Raw genomic sequence first — 21,050 nt, forward strand, 5'->3', positions numbered from 1 at the left:
GCGCGGAGACGGCGGTCGCTACAGACAGGGGAAGGCGAAAATTGCTCTTCCGTCGTGCGAGATGCCGGAGGGGCGGGTCCGTGCCGGACCCGGACGTCACCGGGAGGAACGCACCGGGCTGGGGTGCGGAGCGGCGGAAGAGCGGCTGGTACTGCCCGATCGACTTCGGTCCATCGCAGTCCCACCTCCTCCGGCCGGTCCCCTGTCGGGGATGACGTGTGACGAGCAGTCGGGAATCCCGACCAGTGGCCAACACTATCAGCCGACAGAGGGTCAATCCCTTCCTTTGCCCGTTCCATACGCGATCTATGCTCCCCACATGGGAGAAGTTCTTGCACTCGTCGAGGCCCGGCTGCGGACGGCGCTCGGCGAACCGGACGCGCGGGCCGCGGTGACCTTCCTCGGCACGGACCGGATCGAGGTGCTGCGCTTCGTCGACGGCGACCTCGTGCGGTACGCGACCCTCGGGATGTCCGCGCAGCCGATGGCCGATCCGACCTCGGCGCTCGCCGACCCGGTGAAGGGCCCGCGCGCGGAGCTCGTCCTGACGGTACGGGGCGGGCTCGCCGACACCGACAAGGTGCTGCGCCCGCTGGCCGTCCTCGCGGCCACCCCGCAGGTCGAGGGCGTGGTCGTGGCCCCGGGCGCCTCGCTCGACGTCGGCGACCCGCTCTGGCCCGGCGCCCCCTTCAGCTCGGTGCTGGTCGCCGAGTCGGGCGGCCTGGTGGAGGACCTGGAGCTGGACGACCCGATGGACCCGGTCCGCTTCCTGCCGCTCCTCCCGATGACCTCGAACGAGGCCGCGTGGAAGCGGGTGCACGGGGCCCAGGCCCTGGAGGAACGCTGGCTGACCCAGGGGACGGACCTGCGCGATCCGCTGCGCAGGTCCGTGAGTCTGGACTGAGGCCTTCGGCTCTCAGCTCGCGAAGACGCCGACGCCGTCCTCGGTGGCGTGCTTCGGGGCGAGTTCCCGGACCTCGTGCGTGAGGGCGGTGCGACGGACGCGGACGATCACGGCGCCGATGACAGCGGCCGCGCCGGCCACCACGAAGGGCATGTGGACGTCGCTCCACTCCTCGATCTTGGGGGTCGAGCAGCGAGGTCTTCCGGGCCGGCTTCGGCTGCTCCTTGAGGAAGACCGTGATGCAGAGGAAGCCGATCGCCATCAGGGCGGCCGTGCCGAAGAAGGGGGAGCGCCGGCTGGCGTTGCCGAGGGCGGCGCCGAGCAGCGGCCCGCAGGCCATGCCGAGGCCGAGCGCCGACTCGTACAGCAGGATCGCGGCCGCGCTGCCGCCGGCCGCGGCGCCGACGATGACGGCGAGCGAGGTCGAGACGAAGAGCGCGTTGCCCAGGCCCCAGCCGGCCCGGAAGCCGACCAGCCGGCCGACCGTGTCGGAGGTGCCGGCGAGGGCGGCGAAGACGACGACGAGCGCGAGGCCGGCGAGCAGGGTCCTGCGGCCGCCGATGCGGCTGGAGACGAAGCCGGTCACCCCTCCCGGGCCCTGGGTGAACCGGCCCGGCCGGACGGGTGATCGTGTGCGGTCGTCCTTGACGCGGAGCGGAAGAGCTAGGACCGTTGAGCCCTATGAGGGGCGAACCCAGTTGTCCGAAGTGCGGTGGCAGGGTCAGGGTGCCCGGTCTCTTCGCCGACTCCTGGCAGTGTGATGTGCACGGCTCGGTGCACCCGCTCCAGCCCGTGATCCCACCCAGCGTCGAAGGCCTCGGGGTGGTGGTGCACCGCTCCCACGTCCCCGTGTGGATGCCGTGGCCCCTGCCCGTCGGCTGGCTCTTCACCGGCGTCGCGTACGCGGGGGACGACCGCAGCGGCGGACGCGCCACGGCCGTCGCCTGTTCGGGCCCCGGCCCGCTCGGCGGGATCGGCGAGCTGCTCCTGATCGCCGAGGAGCTCGGCGTCGGACTCGGTGCGCGGTACGCCGGCATCGACGGCCTCGACCCCGGCTCCGGCATGGCCATCGACAAGCCGCCCCAGGCGAAGGTGCTCGCCGCCGGCCGGCCCACCCCGCTCTGGCACGTCACCGGCGCCCCGCAGGACCGCGCGGTCTTCGCGGGCGAGGCGCGCGGACTGTGGCTGTGGGCGATCGTCTGGCCCGAGCAGTCCGGCCTCCTCATGTACGACGAACTGGTCCTGACGGACCTGCGCGACGCGGGCGCCGAGGTCGACCTGCTGCCCTGCGGCGCGCTCACCCCGAGGCTGCTCGGCTAGGGCCTGTCTTCCGGTGACGTTCCGTACGGACGTGTTCGATTCGCCCGTTATGCTGGAGCGTCCCTCCGTCCCTGCCGAGCCCTGGAGTACCGCGTCGTGCGCATCGATCTGCACACCCACTCCACGGCCTCCGACGGTACGGACTCCCCGGCCGAGCTCGTCAGGAACGCGGCCGCCGCCGGGCTCGACGTCGTCGCGCTCACGGACCACGACACCACCCGCGGCCACGCCGAGGCGATCGCCGCGCTGCCCGAGGGGCTGACCCTCGTCACCGGGGCCGAGCTCTCCTGCCGGATGGACGGCATCGGGCTCCACATGCTCGCGTACCTCTTCGACCCCGCGGAGCCGGCGCTCCTCGCCGAGCGCGAACTCGTCCGCGACGACCGGGTGCCGCGCGCCCGCGGCATGGTCGGCAAGCTCCAGGAGCTCGGCGTCCCCGTCACCTGGGAGCAGGTCGCCCGGATCGCCGGCGACGGCTCCGTCGGCCGCCCGCACGTCGCCGAGGCGCTCGTCGAGCTCGGAGTCGTACCGGACGTGTCGGGGGCGTTCACGCCCGAGTGGCTCGCCGACGGCGGCCGGGCGTACGTCGAGAAGCACGAGCTGGACCCGGTCGACGCGATCCGCCTCGTCAAGGCGGCCGGCGGCGTCACCGTCTTCGCGCACCCGCTCGCCGTCAAGCGCGGGCAGGTGCTGCCGGAGGCCTCGATAGCCCGGCTCGCCGAGGCCGGACTCGACGGCATCGAGGTCGACCACATGGACCACGACGAGGCGACCCGCGCCCGGCTGCGCGGACTCGGGAAGGAGCTCGGTCTGCTGACCACGGGCTCCAGCGACTACCACGGCAGCCGCAAGACCTGTCGCCTCGGCGAGTACACCACCGACCCCGAGATCTACGGCGAGATCACCCGCCGCGCGTCGGGCGCCTTCCCGGTGCCGGGCGCCGGCGGACCCGCCGCCTGAGGCCCTTCGGGCGGACCGGGGCAGCCGCACGGCCCCGACCCCGGCTCCCAGGAACCGGCCCGTCCGGGGACGCGTGACCCGCGGCGGTCCGCCCGGGATCCGCTTCCCGGCGCGCCGGCCGGCCGGGTCCGCTCCTCGGAGCGGGCCGCCGGGCCCGTCCGCCGGGTCCGCGCCCCGGCCGGGGTGACCGGGATCCGCTTCCCGGTGGTCCACCCCGTCCCCGCCCGGTTCCGCCGGCGCGGGCGGGCGTCCGCTCCGACCCTCCCGGGCCTCCCTCTTCCTGGTCCGCCCCCGTACGGCTCCGCGCCGTGCGCGGGGTGGAGCTTCTCCCGCCCTGTCGCCGGAATCCCGTATTCCGCCCCGTAGGGGTACACCCCACCGTTCCACCACTCCCGCAAGGCACCCCACCGTGTTCGACGTCGCCGTCTTCGGCTCGCTGTTCCTCACCCTCTTCGTGATCATGGATCCCCCCGGGATCACCCCGATCTTCCTCGCCCTCACCTCCGGCCGTCCCGCCAAGGTGCAGCGCCGGATGGCCTGGCAGGCCGTCGCCGTCGCCTTCGGCGTCATCACCGTCTTCGGCCTGCTCGGCCAGCAGATCCTGGACTACCTGCACGTCTCCGTCCCCGCGCTGATGATCGCGGGCGGTCTCCTGCTGCTGCTCATCGCGCTCGACCTGCTCACCGGCAAGACCGACGAGCCCAAGCAGACCAAGGACGTCAACGTCGCCCTCGTGCCGCTCGGCATGCCCCTGCTCGCCGGGCCCGGCGCGATCGTCTCCGTCATCCTCGCCGTGCAGAACGCGGACAGCGTCGCCTCGCAGGTCTCCGTCTGGACCGCCATCGCCGCCATGCACGTCGTGCTCTGGCTGACCATGCGGTACTCGCTGCTGATCATCCGCGTCATCAAGGACGGCGGCGTCGTCCTGGTGACCCGGCTCGCCGGCATGATGCTCTCCGCCATCGCCGTGCAGCAGATCATCAACGGCATCACCCAGGTGATCCAGAACGCCTGAGGCCCCCCGGACACCACTGCGCCCCCGTACGGATTCCGCTCTTGCGAAGTCCGTGCGGGGGCGCGGTGCGTGGTGTGGACCGGGCCTGTTACGAGGCCGAGGTCTCGGCGGGGCGGATCCAGATGCGCTGGCCGATCGCGGCGGCCTGCTGCACGATCCGATTGACGGAGGCGGCGTCCACGACGGTGGAGTCGACAGGCGTGCCGTCGATGTCGTCGAGTCGCAGGATTTCGAAGCGCATGGGCTTCTCCCTTCGTCTGAGTTGATCCTCCTGGGCGGAGAACTGCGTTACGTACGGGTCCAACGCCATGCATCCTGCAAACATTCCCTACGCTAAGGAAAATTTTCGGATGGCTAACGACCTGCGGTGATGGGGTGTGGCGACACCGCCCCGAGCGGCGGACAATGAGCCCCGTATGAACGACGCACAGACCACCGCCCAGGTGACCGAGACCACGACCGAAGCCCGCCTGGATGCCTTGGACGCCCGCCTGGAGCGCACCAATGAGCTCCTGCGGCGGATGCTGGCCGAGGTCGCCAAGACCCCGTCCACCCACGCCATCTTCGTCGACGCAGGTTACGTCCATGCTGCGGCCGGGTTGCTGGTGGCGGGCACCGAGGACCGGCGCTCCTTCGACCTCGACGCCGAGGGCCTGATCGAGGCCTTCATCGACACGGCCCGCACGATCTTCGCGGACAGCCGGCTCCTCCGCGTCTACTGGTACGACGGGGCCCGCCGCCGGATCCACACCCCCGAGCAGCAGGCCATCGCCGAACTCCCCGACGTCAAGGTCCGCCTCGGCAACCTCAACGCCAACAACCAGCAGAAGGGCGTCGACTCCCTCATCCGCAGCGACCTGGAGTCCCTCGCCCGCCACCGCGCCATCAGTGACGCCGCCCTCGTCGGCGGCGACGAGGACCTCGTCTCGGCCGTCGAGGCCGCCCAGGGCTACGGCGCCCGCGTCCACCTCTGGGGCATCGAGGCCGCCGAGGGACGCAATCAGGCCGAGGCGCTGCTCTGGGAGGTCGACAGCCAGCGCACCTTCGAGCTCGACTTCTGCCGGCCGTACGTCACGCGCCGCCCCGTCACCACGTACGAGAACGAGGGCGAGCCGCCGCCCTCCCGCGAGGAGGTGCGCTTCGTCGGCGCCCAGATCGCCGCGACCTGGCTCGCCGGGCAGGGCCGGGACCGGCTCGCCGAGCTCCTGCCGGGCGCGCCCTATCTGCCGGGGCCGGTCGACCAGGACCTGCTCGTCGAGGCGGAACGCCTCCTCAGCCGCTCCCTGCGCGGCCACGCCGCACTGCGACGGGCGCTGCGCGACGGCTTCTGGCAGCACCTCAAGGCGCAGTACTGACCTTCGCGTCCGTCCGCTCCCAGAAGCCCGTGAGGCCCTCCGTCAGCTCCCGGGGGTGCGAGACGTTGGGGGAGTGGCCGGCGCCCGCCACGACCGTACGGTGCGCGCCGGTGCGGGCCGCGGCCACCGCGAGGTCCTCCGGCGACCAGACCATCTCGTCCGTCCCGTACGCGAAGTGCAGCGGCACGGACAGGGCGGCGAGACCCTCCGTACCGTCCTGACGGTCCAGCAGGAGCCGCCCGGCGCCCGCGAGTTGGGCGATCCGGGTACGCATCCAGCGGCGCCGCAGGAAGCCCGCGAGCTCCGGCGTGTCGCCCGTCGCCGGCTCCTCGCCCCGGCTGTCCAGCCAGCACATGGCCTGCCACACCCGCTCCTTCGGCAGCACCGCGAGCGCGGCGCGCAGCACCCGCACCCGGATCCGCTGCGGCCGGGCGACGCGGCCCGGGCCCGAGGAGAGCAGGGTGAGCGAGCGGAAGGCGCCCGGCGCGAGGGCGGCCGCCGCGCGGGCCACCAGACCCCCGAAGGAGTGCCCGACGAGGTGGACGGGGCCGTCCCCGAGGGCCGCGGCCTGCGCCACCGCGTCCAGCGCGAGCGCCTTGCGGCGGTAGGCCGCGCGGCCCCGGGGGCCCGGTGTGTCGTTCTGTCCGCGCCCGTCCACGGCCACGGCCCGGTACCCGGCCTCGCTCAGCGGCCCGAGCAGCTCGATGAAGTCCTCCTTGCTGCCGGTGTACCCCGGCAGCAGCAGGACCGTGCCCCGCCGCACCCCCGCGGCCTCGGCGTCGAGCACGGCGAACGGACCCCGCACGGTCTCGAGCCGACGGGCACGGGCGCGGGGCGGCAGGACGAGGGAACGGGGCTTGCTCATAGGTGGACTGTAACGGCGCGGCCGGGGGCTCGCGCACCAGGCCGTGGGCCTGCGCGGTGGGCGCGCACGGCCGAGCGGCCGACCCCCTGGAGGGGCCGGCCGCTCGGATGGTGCGGGGCGGGGTCAGCCTTCCGGCTGGGCCGCCGCCTTCTTCGTGGTGCGGCGCCGCGGGGCGGCCTTCTTCGGGGCCTCCTCGGCAGCCGGAGCCGCGGCCTCGACCTCGGCGGCCGCGGCCTTCTTGGTCGTACGGCGGCGGGCCGGAGCCTTCGGCTCGGTCTTCGGCGCGGAGGCCTCGGGGGCCTCGGCGGCGACCGCCTTCTTCGTCGTGCGGCGACGGGGAGCCTTGGGGGCCTCCTCGACCGCCTCGGCGACGACCGCCTCGGCGACGGCCTTCTCGGCCACGGCCTTCTTCGTCGTACGGCGGCGCGGGGCGGCCTTCTTCGGGGCCTCCTCGACGACCGGAGCGGCGACCGGAGCGGCGGCCGGCTCGGCGACCGGAGCGGCGGCCGGAGCGGCCACGATGATGACCTCGCCGGCGGACTCCGCGGCCACCGGCGAACCGGCGGGACGGCGGGCAGCGCGGCGACGGCGCGGCGCGGGCTCCTCCGCGACCGGCTCGGCGACCGGCTCGACGACCGGGGCCTCGGCCACCGGCGCCTCGGCGGTCACCGGCGAACCGGCGGGCCGACGGGCGGTGCGGCGACGGCGCGGCGCGGGGACCTCGGCGACGACCGGAGCCTCGACGACCGGCGCCTCGACGACGACCGGCTCGGCCACCGGGGCGGCGACGGGCTCGGCGACGACCGGCGCGGCGACCGCAGCGGCGACGGCGACCGGCGCGGCCACCGGCTCCGCCACGGCCTTCTTCGCGGCCCGGCGGCGCGGGGCCTTCTTCGGCTCCTCGGTCACGACCGGAGCGGCCTCGACGACCGGCTCCTCGACGGTCCGCGTCGCCATCAGGGCGACCGCGGCGCTCTCGGGCGTCTGGAACGTCACGGTCTCCTCGACCGGACGCGCCACCCGGGGACGGCGGCGGCGCGGGGCCGGAGCCGGCTCCGGGGCCGGGGCGGCGGCCACGGGCTCCGGACGGGCGGCGGCACGGGTGCGGCGACGGGGAGCCTTCGGCTCCTCGGCGACGACCGCGGCCGGGGCCTCGACGACCGGGGCCGGGGCGACCGGCGCCTCGACGACGGGGGCCTCGACGACGGGCGCCTTGACGGCGACCGGGGCCTTGACGGCGACCGGGGCCTCGACGGCGGCCGGGGCCGCCGCGGGGGCCTGCGGCGCCACCGGTGCGGAGCCCGGCGCGCCGACGCGGGTGCGGCGGCGACGGCGCGGGGTGCGCGGGGTGGGCTCGTCCGACGGGGCCTCGGTGACCGCGGCCGGGGCCGTCGTCGCCGGGGCGTCGTCGAGCTCGCTGCCGCCGCGGGTGCGGCGACGCTGGCGCGGGGTCCGCGTGCGGGGCGGGCGCTCCTCGGTCTTCTCGGCGGCCTTCGGGGCACGGCCACGGCGGCCGCCGGGCTCGCCCAGGTCCTCCAGCTCCTCCGCGCCCAGACCCGCGCGGGTCCGCTCGGAGCGGGGCAGGATGCCCTTGGTGCCCGCCGGGATGTCCAGCTCCTCGTAGAGGTGCGGGGACGAGGAGTACGTCTCGACCGGCTCGTGGAAGTCGAGGCCGAGCGCCTTGTTGATGAGCTGCCAGCGCGGGATGTCGTCCCAGTCGACCAGCGTCACCGCCGTACCCTTCGCGCCCGCGCGGCCGGTGCGGCCGACGCGGTGGAGGAAGGTCTTCTCGTCCTCCGGCGACTGGTAGTTGATGACGTGGGTGACGCCCTCGACGTCGATGCCGCGCGCGGCGACGTCGGTGCAGACGAGCACGTCCACCTTGCCGTTGCGGAAGGCGCGCAGCGCCTGCTCGCGGGCGCCCTGGCCCAGGTCGCCGTGGACGGCGCCCGAGGCGAAGCCGCGCCGCTCCAGCTGCTCGGCGATGTCGGCCGCCGTGCGCTTCGTACGGCAGAAGATCATCGCGAGCCCGCGGCCTTCGGCCTGCAGGATGCGGGAGACCATCTCCGGCTTGTCCATGTTGTGCGCACGGTAGACGTGCTGCTTGATGTTGGCGACGGTCGCGCCCTCACCGTCGGGCGAGGTGGCCCGGATGTGGGTGGGCTGCGACATGTAGCGGCGGGCGAGACCGATGACGGCGCCCGGCATGGTGGCCGAGAACAGCATGGTCTGGCGCTTCGCCGGAAGCATGTTCATGATCTTCTCGACGTCGGGCAGGAAGCCCAGGTCGAGCATCTCGTCGGCCTCGTCGAGGACGAGGACCTTCACGTGCGACAGGTCGAGCTTGCGCTGGCCGGCCAGGTCGAGGAGACGGCCGGGGGTGCCGACGACGACGTCGACGCCCTTCTGGAGCGCCTCGACCTGCGGCTCGTACGCCCGGCCGCCGTAGATGGCGAGCACACGGACGTTGCGCACCTTGCCGGCGGTCAGCAGGTCGTTGGTGACCTGCTGGCACAGCTCGCGGGTGGGGACGACGACGAGCGCCTGCGGGGCGTCGGTCAGCTGCTCGGGCTTGGCCCGGCCGGCCTCGACGTCCGTCGGGACGGTGACGCGCTCCAGGATGGGGAGGCCGAAACCGAGGGTCTTGCCCGTGCCGGTCTTGGCCTGGCCGATGACGTCGGTGCCGGTGAGGGCGACCGGAAGGGTCATCTCCTGGATGGGGAAGGGGTTGACGATGCCGACGGCCTCCAGGGCCTCGGCCGTCTCGGGAAGGATTCCGAGTTCTCGGAAAGTCGTAGTCAGGGTGCTGCCTCTTCTGTGAGACGCGGCGCGAGGCGAACGAAGGGGGTCTCACCGTGCCGGGATCTTCCGGGGGGATCAGGGGAGATCACCGCCGGGTGGCACGGGACCACTGCCGTCGCTCGAGCGTCGAACCGCTGAGGGTGACCCTTCCGCGGGTCCGCCGGAAGGGCTGTCGGGCCGGAGCCGATCGGGCCACCGACCGGGCATCCTCATTCATGAGTCGGCCCACCGAATACGTCCGAACGTGCGAAAGCATGTCCGCATACTCAGCAGGCGCCTTATCACTGTACCCCGGATTCGCGCATGTGTGTTGGGAGAAATGGTGATGAGGGCACGGTCACACTGACTGACCAGGGCCTTCCCGGGCCGCGCGAGCGAGCTATTGTGCGCTCCATGGAGACGCCTGACAACGCCACACCCACCGGGATCGCCGCCAAGGACTGGGCGGAGGCTTCCGCCGAGCCGCAGTACCGGGCCGCCGTGATCGACCTCCTCGGCGCCCTCGCGTACGGAGAGCTCGCGGCCTTCGAGCGGCTCGCCGAGGACGCCAAGCTGGCGCCGAGCCTCGCGGACAAGGCGGAGCTGGCGAAGATGGCCTCGGCCGAGTTCCACCACTTCGAGCGGCTGCGGGACCGCCTCGCGGCCGTCGACGCCGAGCCGACCTCGGCCATGGAGCCCTTCGCGAAGGCGCTCGACGACTTCCACCGCCTGACCGCGCCGTCGGACTGGCTGGAGGGCCTGGTCAAGGCGTACGTGGGCGACTCGATCGCCAGTGACTTCTACCGGGAGGTCGCGGCCCGCCTCGACTCCGACACGCGCGGACTCGTCCTCGCGGTCCTCGACGACACCGGCCACGGCAACTTCGCGGTGGAGAAGGTCCGCGCGGCGATCGAGGCCGACCCGCGCGTCGGCGGCCGGCTCGCGCTCTGGGCGCGCCGCCTGATGGGCGAGGCGCTCTCGCAGGCCCAGCGCGTGGTCGCCGAGCGCGACGCGCTCTCGACGATGCTGGTCGGCGGCGTGGCGGACGGCTTCGACCTCGCGGAGGTCGGCAAGATGTTCTCCCGGATCACCGAGGCGCACACCAAGCGCATGGCCGCGCTGGGCCTCGCGGCCTGAGCCGCCTCGAACGGCTGCGCCGGTCAGACAGCCGCTGATCGGCGCAGCCGGCGCGAGGCCGGGCGGATCAACAGCGACAGCAGCACCGCCGCGACGGCCACGGCGCCGATCAGGGTGGCGAGGAAGTGGCCGGGGCCGAGCGCCCCGTGCGTCACGAGCGCGCCGAAGACACCGCCGAGCGTCCCGGTGACGAGGACGATCGCCCGGACGGGGAGGCGGTCGGGCAGCCGGAGCACGGCGGCCCAGGCCAGGGCGAAACCGAGCAGCGCGGAACCGAGGGCTTCCAGGAACACGGAGGATCACCTCGCGAGGGGTGCGGGGCGGGTGGTGCGGTCAGAGGCGTCCTACCCCCGGCGTCCGGAACGCAATCCTCCCGTACCTCCTGACGTGGCCGAACGGGTTTCTCCCGTACGCCTTGAGGCGGCCGAGCGGGATCCGTCCGTTGCCCCCTTGAGGCGGCCGAGCGGGATCCGTCCGTTGCCCCCTTGAGGCGGGCGGACGGAATCCGCCCGTGTCCCCAGAGGCGGCCGGACGCAATCCGCCCGTGTCCCCAGAGGCGGCCGGACGGAATCCTCCTGTCCCCGCTCAGGCGGCCGAGCGGGAAGACGAAAGGCCCGGTGGACCGAAGTGGTCCACCGGGCCTTTCCCGTCCGATCCCGGGCTCAGAGCGCGCCGAAACCCACGCGGCGCACGGCGGGCTCGCCGAGCTCCACGTACGCGATCTTCTCGGCCGGAACGAGGACCTTGCGGCCCTTCTCGTCCGAGAGGCTGAGCAGCTGCGCCTTGCCGGCCAGCGCGTCGGCCACCAGGCGCTCGACCTCCTCGGCGGACTGCCCGCTCTCCAGAACGATCTCCCGGGGTGCGTGCTGCACGCCGATCTTGACCTCCACGGCTATGTCCCTCCGAACGGTCGCCTTCGCGCGGACACCCGCGCCGTACGCTGCACACATTAGCCCGGTGAGGGGACCCGCACGGGTCAGCCGCAGCACGCCAGGAGCGAACAGCGTCCGGGAATGTTCAGTGACCCTCGGCGCTGAGCTGCCCGTCGACCGGGTGCAGCGGGAAGCCCGCGATGCCACGCCAGGCGAGGGAGGTCAGCAGCCCGACCGCCTTGTCGCGGGGGATCCCGGAGCCGCTCGACAGCCAGTAGCGGGCGACGACCTGGGAGACACCGCCGAGACCGACGGCGAGCAGCATCGACTCGTCCTTCGACAGACCGGTGTCCTCGGCGATCACATCGGAGATGGCCTCGGCGCACTGCAGGCTGACCCGGTCCACGCGCTCGCGTACCGCGGGCTCGTTCGTCAGATCGGACTCGAAGACGAGACGGAACGCGCCGCCCTCGTCCTCCACGTACGCGAAGTACGCGTCCATCGTCGCCGCGACCCGGAGCTTGTTGTCCGTCGTGGAGGCGAGCGCCGTGCGCACGGCGAGGAGAAGGGACTCGCAGTGCTGGTCGAGCAGGGCGAGGTACAGCTCCAGCTTCCCGGGGAAGTGCTGGTAAAGCACCGGCTTGCTGACACCGGCCCGCTCGGCGATGTCGTCCATGGCGGCGGAGTGGTACCCCTGGGCGACGAAGACCTCCTGGGCCGCGCCGAGCAGCTGGTTCCGTCGGGCACGTCGCGGCAGGCGCGTGCCCCGAGGGCGTGCTGCCTCTGTCTGCTCGATGGCGCTCACGCGGCCTCCCAAAAATCGATCCATGCGCGCTGTCGCGCCGCGCCGCCATCGTACTTTTGGGTAACCCGGCTGTGCGCGGTGCGAACGCAGAATTTCACGGACCGGACGCCCGGGTCGACAGCCGATTCAAGATTAAACCGAACAAATCAGCGGGGAGTCGTCCGCTCAGCGGTAGTCGTCCTCGTCCAGCGCGACCACACGCGCCTGTTCGGACGCGTCGGCCTCGTTCGCCGAGTCGCGCTCGAGATGGGTGGGCTGCTCGTCCTCGCGCTGCTGGAGTTCGGTGTGCTGCTCGGCAGCGTCGGCCTCCGGGATTTCCTGGTCCAGCACGTCGACCTCTTCCTCGGTGAATGTGTCCGGCTCGCTCGGATCGGCAGTCATGCGGTTCCTTCCGGGGGTGCGGGTCGCGGTGCTCCCGATGGCCCTCTCTTCGAGCCTAGGAGCGAACGCGCCCCGCCGCATACGCACCTGTGACCCCACCCACACACGTCGGCGCGTGATCGTCTCGTAATATTGCGGCCATGTCCTCGACCGAGCTGCCGGAAACCCGGACCGCCGCCGCACCGACCGCGTCGCGGACCCGCGCCGTACGGGTCGCCGACGGCGAGGAGCTGCGCTCCGTCGCGCTGCCCGGACTCACCCTCACCGTGCGCGCCCGGCCGGGGAACCGGACCGGACTGCCGCCCGCGCTGTACGTCCACGGCCTCGGCGGCTCCTCGCAGAACTGGTCCGCCCTGATGCCGCTGCTCGCGGACCACGTCGACGGCGAGGCGGTCGACCTGCCCGGCTTCGGCGACTCCCCGCCGCCCGACGACGGCAACTACTCGGTCACCGGGCACGCGCGCGCCGTCATCCGGCTCCTCGACGCCGGCGGACGCGGACCGGTGCACCTGATCGGCAACTCGATGGGCGGCGCGGTCGCCACCCGGATCGCCGCCGTCCGCCCCGACCTGGTCCGCACCCTCACGCTGGTCTCGCCGGCCCTGCCCGAGCTGCGGGTCCAGCGCAGCGCCTGGCCGACCGCGCTGCTCGCGGCGCCCGGCATCGCGACGCTGTTCGCGAAGCTGACGAAGGACTGGACGGCCGAGCAGCGCGTCAAGGGCGTCCTCTCCCTCTGTTACGGAGACCCCGGCCAGGTCACCGAGGAGGGCCTCCGGCACGCCGTCGAGGAGATGGAGCGGCGCCTGGAGCTCCCCTACTTCTGGGACGCCATGGCCCGCTCCTCGCGCGGCATCGTCGACGCGTACACCCTCGGCGGGCAGCACGGACTGTGGCGGCAGGCCGAGCGGGTCCTCGCCCCGACGCTGCTCGTCTACGGCGGGCGCGACCGGCTCGTCTCGTACCGGATGGCCCGGAGGGCGGCCGCCGCCTTCCGCGGCTCGCGGCTGCTGACCCTCCCCGAGGCGGGGCACGTGGCGATGATGGAGTACCCGGAGACGGTCGCCCAGGCCGTCCGGGAACTGATCGCCGATGACGGCGGGAGCTGATCCGGGGCGTGGGACGACATAGCCGCAAGGGCTCGGCGCCCTCCGCACCCTCGGTGCCCGAGGCCGGCCGGCAGCCGGCCGCCGAACCGGCCCCCTCGGGCCCGCCGCCCGGCACGGGCCGCCGCCGCAGGCCCGCCACCGGCCCCGACCAGGGCGGACCGGGCCCCCAGGGGTACGGGACGCCGGCCCACGGCACCCCGCTGTACGGGACACCGGCGCACGGGTCTCCCCAGTACGGGGGCCCCGCCCAGGGGACCCCGGCCCACGGGACCCCGCAGTACGGGACGCCGGCCCACGGAACGCCGCAGTACGGGACTCCCGCGCGCGGGACCGGGCCGTACGGGGCCCCCGCGGCCCCGCAGTACAGGGCTCCCGCGCGCGGGACCGCCCCGTACGGGGGCACCGCTCAGGGAACCCCGGCGCACGGCACTCCGCAGTACGGGACGCCCACCAAGGGAGCGCCCGCCCCCGTCACCCCGGCGCACGGGACCCCGCAGTACCGGACCCCGGCCCCCGGCACCCCCGCGCACGGCACCCCCCAGTACCGGACCCCGGCCCCCGGCACCACGGCCCCCGGCACCACGGCCCCTGGCACCCCCGCGCACGGCACCCCCCAGTACCGGACTCCCGCCCCCGGCACCCCGGCGCACGGCACCCCCATGCACGCCACGCTCGGTACCCCCGCGCACGGCGTCCCCGTTCTCGGGGGTTCCGTTCGGGGTGGGCATCCGCAGCACGACGAGGAGGGCGGGCCGCGGCCCGTGCCGGTCGGGCGCCGGCACGGGGCGACGCGGACCGTCGCGCCCGAACAGGGGGAGTCCCAGGCGCCGTTCATCCCCGGCCCCCGTCATGAGGGCGAGGCGGAGGAGCCCCAGGCCGCCCCCGGGCGGAGCGGGATCGGGCGTACCCTCACCGGCGTCGCGGCCGCGGCCGTCGCCACCGTGCTCGCGGTCGTCGTCGCCGGGCAGGTCGCCGACCGGGACGAGGCCCCGCCCGCCGCCCGCGCCGCGGGGGAGCCGGCCGAGCGGCCCTCGGACGACACCTCCGCGTCCCGCTCCGACGACCGGGCCGTCCCGTCGAAGCCGGCGCCCGCCGTCGTCCCGCCGACGTACGAGCAGCTGATGACCCGCCAGTTCCCGATCGACCCGAAGCTGAAGGGCTCCGGGGAGTTCGAGGCCGTGCCGGGTCTCGCGAAGGCGCCCGGCAAGGGGCGGCTGATCCGTTACCGGGTCGACGTCGAGAAGGGGATCGGTCTCGATCCGAAGCTGTTCGCCGACGCCGTGCAGAAGACCCTCAACGACCGGCGCAGCTGGGCCGGCCGGGGCGAGATGACCTTCGAGCGCATCTCCGGCGGAGAACCGGAGTTCGTGATCACCCTCGCCAGCCCGGGCACCACCGGCGAGTGGTGCAAGAAGTCGGGGCTCGACACCACCGTCGACAACGTCTCCTGCGATTCGGCCTCCACCGACCGCGTGATGATCAACGCGTTCCGCTGGGCGCAGGGCTCGCTGACCTTCGGCCCGAAGGCGATGTACGCCTATCGTCAGATGCTCATCAATCACGAGGTCGGACACCGGCTCGGGCACGGTCACGTGAGCTGCCGTACGCCGGGCGCGCTGGCTCCCGTGATGCAGCAGCAGACGAAGTCCCTGGACATCGACGGGATCAAGTGCCTCCCCAACCCCTGGGTGTACCCCACGAGTTGACGGTACGTCACGGTCGTCGGCGTCCGCATGCCGGGACGGGTGTCTCGCTGCGGCGTGGACGCGCATTGACATCGCTCACGCGTTCGTCCATATTTCTCGGCATGTCGCCCCGTCACGCCACTTCCGACAGCGCCGCCCTTGAGCTGGCGCTCTTCGGCGTGTCCGGACACACGGTCGCCGACATTTTCTGTAGCTGACGCAGCCCGAGCGCTCGTCGGCTTTTCTCTTTTCTCGCCGCGCCCGGGTTCTTCCTTCCCGCAGGCGCGCCGCCCCCCTCTTTCGGGCTGATTCCCCGTGCCTGCGGAATTCCGTCTCCTTTTCCCGCAGTTCACCCCGAGAGGTTTCCTTCCCATGCGTTCATCGTCCGTCATTTCGCGCCGTGTGGCAGCGGCCGCCGTCAGTGTCGTCCTGGCCTCGGGCGCCGCCGCCTGCGGTCCCGAGGACGCCGGCGCCAAGGGCGGAGCCTCCGGGAAGGCCGGCGGAGCCCCGCAGAAGGGCGGCACGCTCACCGTCCTCAACAGCGAGGCCCAGAGCGACTTCGACCCGGCCCGCCTCTACACCTCCGGCGGCGGCCTCGTCCCCTCCCTCGTCTTCCGTACGCTCACCACCCGCAACCGCGAGGCGGGCGCCGCCGGCACCCAGGTCGTCCCCGACCTCGCCACCGACATCGGCCGCCCCAACAAGGACGCCACCGAGTGGACGTACACGCTGAAGGAGGGCCTGAAGTTCGAGGACGGCACGCCCATCACCAGCGCCGACGTCAAGTACGGCATCGAGCGCTCCTTCGCGGCCGAGCTCTCCGGCGGCGCCCCCTACCTGCGCGACTGGCTCATCGGCGGCGACACGTACCAGGGGCCGTACAAGGACAAGAAGGGCCTCGCGTCGATCGTCACCCCCGACGCGCGGACGATCGTCTTCAAGCTGAAGAAGCCCGAGGGCGAGTTCCCGTTCCTCGCCACCCAGACCCAGTTCGCCCCCGTCCCGAAGGCCAAGGACACCGGCGCCCGGTACGAGGAGCACCCGGTCTCCTCCGGCCCGTACAAGGTCGTCAAGAACGAGAACGACGGCGAGCACCTCGTCCTGGAGCGCAACGAGCACTGGGACCAGAAGACCGACGACGAGCGCAAGGCCTACCCCGACAAGGTCGACGTCAAGTCCGGGCTCGACGAGGCCGTCATCAACCAGCGGCTCGCCACCTCCGCGGGCGCCGACGCCGCGGCCATCACCACCGACACCAACCTCGGCCCCGCCGAACTCGCCCAGATCGGCTCCGACAAGGCGCTCGCCGCCCGGGTCGGCACCGGCCACTTCGGCTTCACCAACTACATCGCCTTCAACCCGAAGATCAAGCCCTTCGACAACCCGAAGGTCCGCCAGGCGATCGCGTACGCCGTCAACCGCACCAGCGTCGTCAACGCCGCCGGCGGCTCCGCCCTCGCCGAGGCCGCCACCACCTTCCTGCCCGAGCAGAAGGCCTTCGGCTTCACCCCGTACGACCACTTCCCGGCCGGGAGGACGGGCGACCCGGAGAAGGCGAAGCAGCTGCTCAAGGAGGCCGGCTACCCGAACGGCCTCACCGTCACGCTGCTGCACTCCACCGCCCAGAACCGCAGCACCAGCCCCGAGATCGCCACCGCCGTCCAGGAGGCCCTCGGCAAGGCCGGCATCACCGTCAAGCTCGACGGACAGGAGCGCAACGCCTTCAACGAGAAGCGCTGGAGCGTCAAGGACGCCCCCGGCTTCTTCCTCTCCCGCTGGGGCGCCGACTGGCCGGCCGGCGGCCCGTTCCTCGCGCCGATCTTCGACGGACGCCAGATCGTCACCAACGGCTCCAACTACAACCACGCCCAGCTGAACGACCCCGCGGTCAACAAGGAGATCGACGAGATCAACAAGCTGACCGACCTGAAGGCCGCCGCCACCCGCTGGGGCGCCCTCGACAAGAAGATCGGCGAGCAGGCCCTCGACGTGCCGCTCTTCCACCCGGTCTTCAAGCGGCTCGTCGGCAAGGACGTCAAGAACGTCGTCATCAGCGACTGGGTCGGAGTCCTCGACATCTCGCTGGTCGCGGTCAAGTGACCGCACTGACCGACGCTCCGGCGCCCGTGGCGGGCCTTCCCGCCACGGGCGCCGCCCGGCAGGTGTGGCGACGGCTGCGCACCCGCCCGGCCGCGCTCGTCTCCGCCGCCGTCCTCCTCCTGCTCGTCCTCCTCGCCCTCGCCGCGCCGCTCCTCGCGGCCCTGGAGGGCCAGGACCCGCACACGTACCACGACGACCTCGTCGACTCGGCCCGCGGCGGCGTCCCGTACGGCTCCTTCGGCGGGGCGAGCGCCGACCACTGGCTCGGCGTCGAACCCGGCACCGGCCGCGACCTGTTCGTCCGCCTCCTGTACGGCGCCCGGATCTCGCTCCTCGTCGCCGTCGGCGCCACCGCGCTCCAGGTCCTCATCGGCGTCCTCGTCGGCCTCGCCGCCGGACTCGGCAGCCGCAGGCTCGACGGCCTCCTCAGCCGCGTCACCGAGATGCTCGTCGCGCTCCCGATGCTGGTCCTCGCCATCGCGCTGACCGCCGTCGTCCCCCGCGGCTTCCCCCGGCCGCTGCTGCTGATCCTCGTCATCGGGCTGCTCGGCTGGTCCGGCACCTCCCGGCTGGTGCGCGCCCAGACGCTCACCCTGCGCAGCCTCGACTTCGTCGCCGCCTCCCGCCTCGCCGGCTCCTCCCGGTGGCGGACCGCCCGCCGGGAACTGCTGCCCTCGCTCGCCGCCCCCGTCATCACCTACGCGGCGATCGCCTTCCCCGCCAACATCGTCGTCGAGGCCTCCCTCTCCTTCCTCGGCGTGGGCGTCACCCCGCCCACCCCGTCCTGGGGGCAGATGCTGTCGAACGCCCAGACCTGGTTCCGCGCCGACCCGGCGTACGTCCTGCTGCCCGCCGGACTGCTCTTCGTCACCGTGCTCGCCTTCACCGTCCTCGGCGACGCCGTCCGCACGGCCCTCGACCCCCGCGAGGCGAGCCGGCTGCGCGTGGGCACCCGTAAGGAGACCTCCCGATGACCCGCTTCGTCCTCAAGCGGCTCGCGGGTGCCGTGCTCGTCCTGCTGGCGCTCTCGGTCCTCGTGTACGCCCTCTTCTACCTGGCGCCCGGCGACCCCGCCCGACTGGCCTGCGGCGAACGCTGCACCCCCCAGCAGGTGGCCCAGGTGCGCGAGCAGCTCGGCCTGAACGAGAGCGTGGTGAGCCAGTACCTGCACTTCCTCCAGGGCGTGCTCACCGGCCGCGACTACTCCACGGGCACCGCCGTCGCGCACTGCGACGCGCCCTGCCTCGGACTCTCGTACCGGAACGACCAGCAGGTCACCGAGCTGATCCTGGAACGGCTCCCCGCCACCGCCTCCCTCGTCCTCGGCGCCCTGGTCGTCTGGCTGGTCGTCGGCGTCGGCACCGGACTCCTCTCGGCGCTCCGCCGGGGCGGCATCACCGAACGCCTCCTGACCGTGCTCACCCTCGCCGGGACCGGCACGCCGGTCTTCATCCTCGGGCTGCTGCTCCTCATGGCCGTCTGCGCCTATCTGCAGTGGCTGCCCTTCCCCTCGTACGTGCCGCTCGGCGAGGACCCCGAGCAGTGGGCCTGGAACATGCTGCTGCCCTGGTTCACCCTCGGCTTCTTCGAGTCCGCCAAGTACGCCCGGCTCACCCGGAGTTCGACCCTGGAGACGCTCGCCGAGGACCACATCCGCACCTTCCGCGCGTACGGGGTGGGGGAGCGGTCCGTCGTCACCCGCCACGCCCTGCGCGGCGCCGTGGCCCCGGTCGTCGCGATCAGCGCCGTCGACGTCGGCACGATGTTCGGCGGGGCCGTGCTCACCGAATCCCTCTTCGGCATCCCCGGGCTCGGCAAGACCCTCCTCGACGGGGTCCGCACGATCGACCTGCCCGTGGTGGTGGGCGTCGTCATGGTGATGGGCACGGCCGTCGTCCTCGCCAACGTCCTCGCGGACCTGCTGTACGCGGCCGCCGACCGAAGGGTGGTCCTGACGTGACCGCGTCCCCGCTGGTGGAAGTCAGCGATCTGACCGTCGAGTTCGAGCGGGAGGCCGGGGCCGTACGGGCCGTCGACGGGCTCTCCTTCACCCTCGGCGAGGGCCGGGCGCTCGCCCTCGTCGGCGAGTCCGGCAGCGGCAAGTCCACCGTCGCCGGCGCCCTCCTCGGCCTCCACCGGGGCACCGGCGCGCGGGTCGGCGGCACCGTGCGGGTCGGCGGCATCGACGTCGGCGCCGCGGCCCCCGCCGAACTGCGGCGGCTGCGCGGCGGTGTCGCCGCCATGGTCTTCCAGGACCCGCTGTCCGCCCTGGACCCCTACTACGCCGTCGGCGACCAGATCGCCGAGGTATATCGGATCCATCATCCTGGATCCAGGAAAGCCGCCCGGGCCCGCGCCGTCGAGGTCCTCGACCGGGTCGGCATCCCCGACGCGGCCCGCCGCTCCCGCTCCCGCCCGCACGAGTTCAGCGGCGGCATGCGGCAGCGCGCCCTCCTCGCCATGGCCCTCGCCTGCGAGCCGCGACTCCTCGTCGCCGACGAACCCACCACCGCCCTCGACGTCACCGTCCAGGCCCAGATCCTCGACCTGCTGCACGAACTGCGGCGCGAGACCGGCACCGCGCTGCTCCTCGTCACCCACGACGTCGGCGTCGCCGCCGAGAGCGTCGACGAGGTGCTCGTCATGCGCGGCGGACGCGAGGTCGAGCGCGGCCCCGTCGCCGAGGTGCTCGGCGCGCCCTCGGAGCCGTACACCCGCGCCCTGCTCTCCGCCGTGCCCCGGCTCGACGGACCGGAACGGACCCCCGCCGGGAAGGGCGAGGTCCTGCTCGAAGCGATCGACCTGCGGCGGGAGTTCGGGCGCCGCGGAGCCGCCGTGACCGCCGTCGACGGGGTCTCCCTCACCGTCCGCGCCGGCGAGACCCTCGGCGTGGTCGGGGAGTCCGGCAGCGGCAAGACCACCCTCGGTCGGATGCTCGTCCGGCTCCTCGACCCGAGCGGCGGCGAACTCCGTTACGGGGGTACGGAGATCGGCGCCCTGTCGGAGCGGGAGCTGCGCCCGTACCGCCGCGAGCTCCAGATGGTCTTCCAGGACCCGGTCGCCTCCCTCAACCCGCGCCGCTCCGTCGGCGAGTCGATCGCCGACCCGCTGCGCGTGGCCGGGGAGCGGGACGAGACCCGGATCCGCGGCCGGGTGCGCGAACTGCTCGACCGGGTGGGGCTCGACCCCGACCGGTACGAGGCCTATCCGCACGAGTTCAGCGGCGGCCAGCGCCAGCGCGTCGGCATAGCCCGCGCGCTCGCAGCCGAACCCCGCCTGATCGTCTGCGACGAACCCGTCTCCGCGCTCGACGTCACCACCCAGGCCCAGGTGACCGCGCTGCTCGCCGAGCTCCAGGCCGAACTCGGCCTCGGGCTCGTCTTCATCGCCCACGACCTCGCGGTCGTCCGGCAGGTCAGCGACCGGGTCGCCGTCATGCGCGCGGGCCGGATCGTCGAACAGGGCACCGTCGCCGAGGTGTACGGCACGCCCCAGGATCCGTACACCCGGCAGCTGCTCGCCGCCGTCCCCTCGCTCGACCCGGTCCTCGCGGCGGAGCGCCGGGAACGCCGCCAGGAACTGGCCGCCGCCTGACGCTCCGTGACCGTTCCACCGCGTAGCGCGACAGAACGCGACCGGGGTGGGAAAGTTACGTGCATTCACCCCTTCCGGTGGTGGGGGGGGGCCCCCGCCCCCGCCCCCCCCCCCCGGGCCCCGGCAGTGATAAACCGGCGGGGGGCCCGCCCCCCGGGGGGCCGCCCCGC

19 protein-coding genes and 1 pseudogene are annotated in these 21,050 nt (G+C 73.4%); 12 read left to right on the forward strand and 8 right to left on the reverse strand.

Annotated elements, in window-relative coordinates:
* Positions 1–319 precede the first annotated feature (319 nt).
* Entirely contained in the window at positions 320–904 is a 585-nt protein-coding gene (locus ACWGN5_RS05155; protein WP_453511405.1) for a suppressor of fused domain protein, read from the forward strand.
* Positions 905–916: 12 nt separating this feature from the next.
* On the opposite strand, the pseudogene ACWGN5_RS05160 reads toward ACWGN5_RS05155, so the two are convergent.
* A pseudogene (locus ACWGN5_RS05160) lies at positions 917–1,490 on the reverse strand (MFS transporter); the annotation flags it as partial.
* A 95-nt stretch (positions 1,491–1,585) separates the two neighbouring features.
* Between ACWGN5_RS05160 and ACWGN5_RS05165 the strand changes: the two are divergent.
* From ACWGN5_RS05165 to ACWGN5_RS05175, 3 genes are all read left to right on the forward strand, one after another.
* Positions 1,586–2,224 (forward strand): DUF6758 family protein, encoded by a 639-nt coding sequence (locus tag ACWGN5_RS05165; RefSeq protein ID WP_453511406.1) that lies wholly within the window; start codon positions 1,586–1,588, stop codon positions 2,222–2,224.
* Between the two features lie 96 nt (positions 2,225–2,320).
* A complete protein-coding gene (locus ACWGN5_RS05170; protein ID WP_453511408.1) occupies positions 2,321–3,184 on the forward strand; it encodes a PHP domain-containing protein in 864 nt (287 codons plus the stop codon).
* Between the two features lie 409 nt (positions 3,185–3,593).
* Positions 3,594–4,199, forward strand: a complete 606-nt coding sequence (locus ACWGN5_RS05175; protein WP_351192827.1) for a MarC family protein — start codon at positions 3,594–3,596, stop codon at positions 4,197–4,199.
* An 88-nt stretch (positions 4,200–4,287) separates the two neighbouring features.
* Here the strand turns inward: ACWGN5_RS05175 and ACWGN5_RS05180 are convergent, their stop codons facing one another.
* The gene (locus ACWGN5_RS05180) at positions 4,288–4,440 is read right to left on the reverse strand and encodes a hypothetical protein (protein WP_099054331.1); all 153 of its coding nucleotides are present in this window, start codon (positions 4,438–4,440) and stop codon (positions 4,288–4,290) included.
* 175 nt (positions 4,441–4,615) lie between these two features.
* Here ACWGN5_RS05180 and ACWGN5_RS05185 point away from each other — a divergent pair, with 175 nt between their 5' ends.
* A complete protein-coding gene (locus tag ACWGN5_RS05185) occupies positions 4,616–5,554 on the forward strand; it encodes an NYN domain-containing protein (RefSeq protein ID WP_453511410.1) in 939 nt (312 codons plus the stop codon).
* On the opposite strand, the gene ACWGN5_RS05190 is transcribed toward ACWGN5_RS05185, so the two are convergent.
* Complete coding sequence (locus ACWGN5_RS05190; RefSeq protein ID WP_453511412.1) at positions 5,538–6,419, reverse strand: alpha/beta fold hydrolase; 882 nt, start codon at positions 6,417–6,419, stop codon at positions 5,538–5,540. The two genes, ACWGN5_RS05185 and ACWGN5_RS05190, sit on opposite strands and share 17 nt — an antisense overlap.
* Positions 6,420–6,542: 123 nt before the next feature.
* On the reverse strand, positions 6,543–9,128 hold the full coding sequence (locus ACWGN5_RS05195) for a DEAD/DEAH box helicase (protein ID WP_453511414.1): 2,586 nt from the start codon (positions 9,126–9,128) through the stop codon (positions 6,543–6,545).
* A gap of 486 nt (positions 9,129–9,614) precedes the next feature.
* Here ACWGN5_RS05195 and ACWGN5_RS05200 point away from each other — a divergent pair, with 486 nt between their 5' ends.
* Positions 9,615–10,337 carry a ferritin-like fold-containing protein gene (locus tag ACWGN5_RS05200; protein ID WP_453511416.1) on the forward strand — a complete coding sequence of 241 codons (723 nt, stop codon included), beginning with the start codon at positions 9,615–9,617 and terminating at the stop codon, positions 10,335–10,337.
* A gap of 23 nt (positions 10,338–10,360) precedes the next feature.
* On the opposite strand, the gene ACWGN5_RS05205 is transcribed toward ACWGN5_RS05200, so the two are convergent.
* The 4 genes from ACWGN5_RS05205 to ACWGN5_RS05220 form a co-directional block, all read right to left on the reverse strand.
* The gene (locus tag ACWGN5_RS05205) at positions 10,361–10,630 is read right to left on the reverse strand and encodes a hypothetical protein (RefSeq protein WP_453511417.1); all 270 of its coding nucleotides are present in this window, start codon (positions 10,628–10,630) and stop codon (positions 10,361–10,363) included.
* A gap of 369 nt (positions 10,631–10,999) precedes the next feature.
* Positions 11,000–11,227 carry a DUF3107 domain-containing protein gene (locus ACWGN5_RS05210; RefSeq protein WP_041131116.1) on the reverse strand — a complete coding sequence of 76 codons (228 nt, stop codon included), beginning with the start codon at positions 11,225–11,227 and terminating at the stop codon, positions 11,000–11,002.
* 127 nt (positions 11,228–11,354) lie between these two features.
* Entirely contained in the window at positions 11,355–12,014 is a 660-nt protein-coding gene (locus tag ACWGN5_RS05215; RefSeq protein WP_041131117.1) for a TetR/AcrR family transcriptional regulator, read from the reverse strand.
* Between the two features lie 165 nt (positions 12,015–12,179).
* A complete protein-coding gene (locus ACWGN5_RS05220; RefSeq protein ID WP_351192590.1) occupies positions 12,180–12,395 on the reverse strand; it encodes a hypothetical protein in 216 nt (71 codons plus the stop codon).
* Between the two features lie 140 nt (positions 12,396–12,535).
* Between ACWGN5_RS05220 and ACWGN5_RS05225 the strand changes: the two genes are divergently transcribed.
* The 6 genes from ACWGN5_RS05225 (at position 12,536) to ACWGN5_RS05250 (ending at position 20,880) form a co-directional block, all read left to right on the forward strand.
* The gene (locus ACWGN5_RS05225) at positions 12,536–13,501 is read left to right on the forward strand and encodes an alpha/beta fold hydrolase (protein WP_453511419.1); all 966 of its coding nucleotides are present in this window, start codon (positions 12,536–12,538) and stop codon (positions 13,499–13,501) included.
* 8 nt (positions 13,502–13,509) lie between these two features.
* Complete coding sequence (locus tag ACWGN5_RS05230) at positions 13,510–15,207, forward strand: DUF3152 domain-containing protein (protein ID WP_453511421.1); 1,698 nt, start codon at positions 13,510–13,512, stop codon at positions 15,205–15,207.
* A 351-nt stretch (positions 15,208–15,558) separates the two neighbouring features.
* A complete protein-coding gene (locus ACWGN5_RS05235; protein ID WP_453511423.1) occupies positions 15,559–17,286 on the forward strand; it encodes an ABC transporter substrate-binding protein in 1,728 nt (575 codons plus the stop codon).
* Entirely contained in the window at positions 17,283–18,260 is a 978-nt protein-coding gene (locus tag ACWGN5_RS05240; protein WP_453511424.1) for an ABC transporter permease, read from the forward strand. The genes ACWGN5_RS05235 and ACWGN5_RS05240 overlap by 4 nt, the downstream gene beginning before the upstream one ends.
* Positions 18,257–19,246, forward strand: a complete 990-nt coding sequence (locus ACWGN5_RS05245; protein ID WP_453511426.1) for an ABC transporter permease — start codon at positions 18,257–18,259, stop codon at positions 19,244–19,246. The genes ACWGN5_RS05240 and ACWGN5_RS05245 overlap by 4 nt, the downstream gene beginning before the upstream one ends.
* The gene (locus ACWGN5_RS05250; RefSeq protein WP_453511428.1) at positions 19,243–20,880 is read left to right on the forward strand and encodes an ABC transporter ATP-binding protein; all 1,638 of its coding nucleotides are present in this window, start codon (positions 19,243–19,245) and stop codon (positions 20,878–20,880) included. The genes ACWGN5_RS05245 and ACWGN5_RS05250 overlap by 4 nt, the downstream gene beginning before the upstream one ends.
* The last annotated feature ends 170 nt before the right edge of the window (positions 20,881–21,050 follow it).

The organism is Streptomyces sp. NPDC055815 (assembly GCF_053616475.1).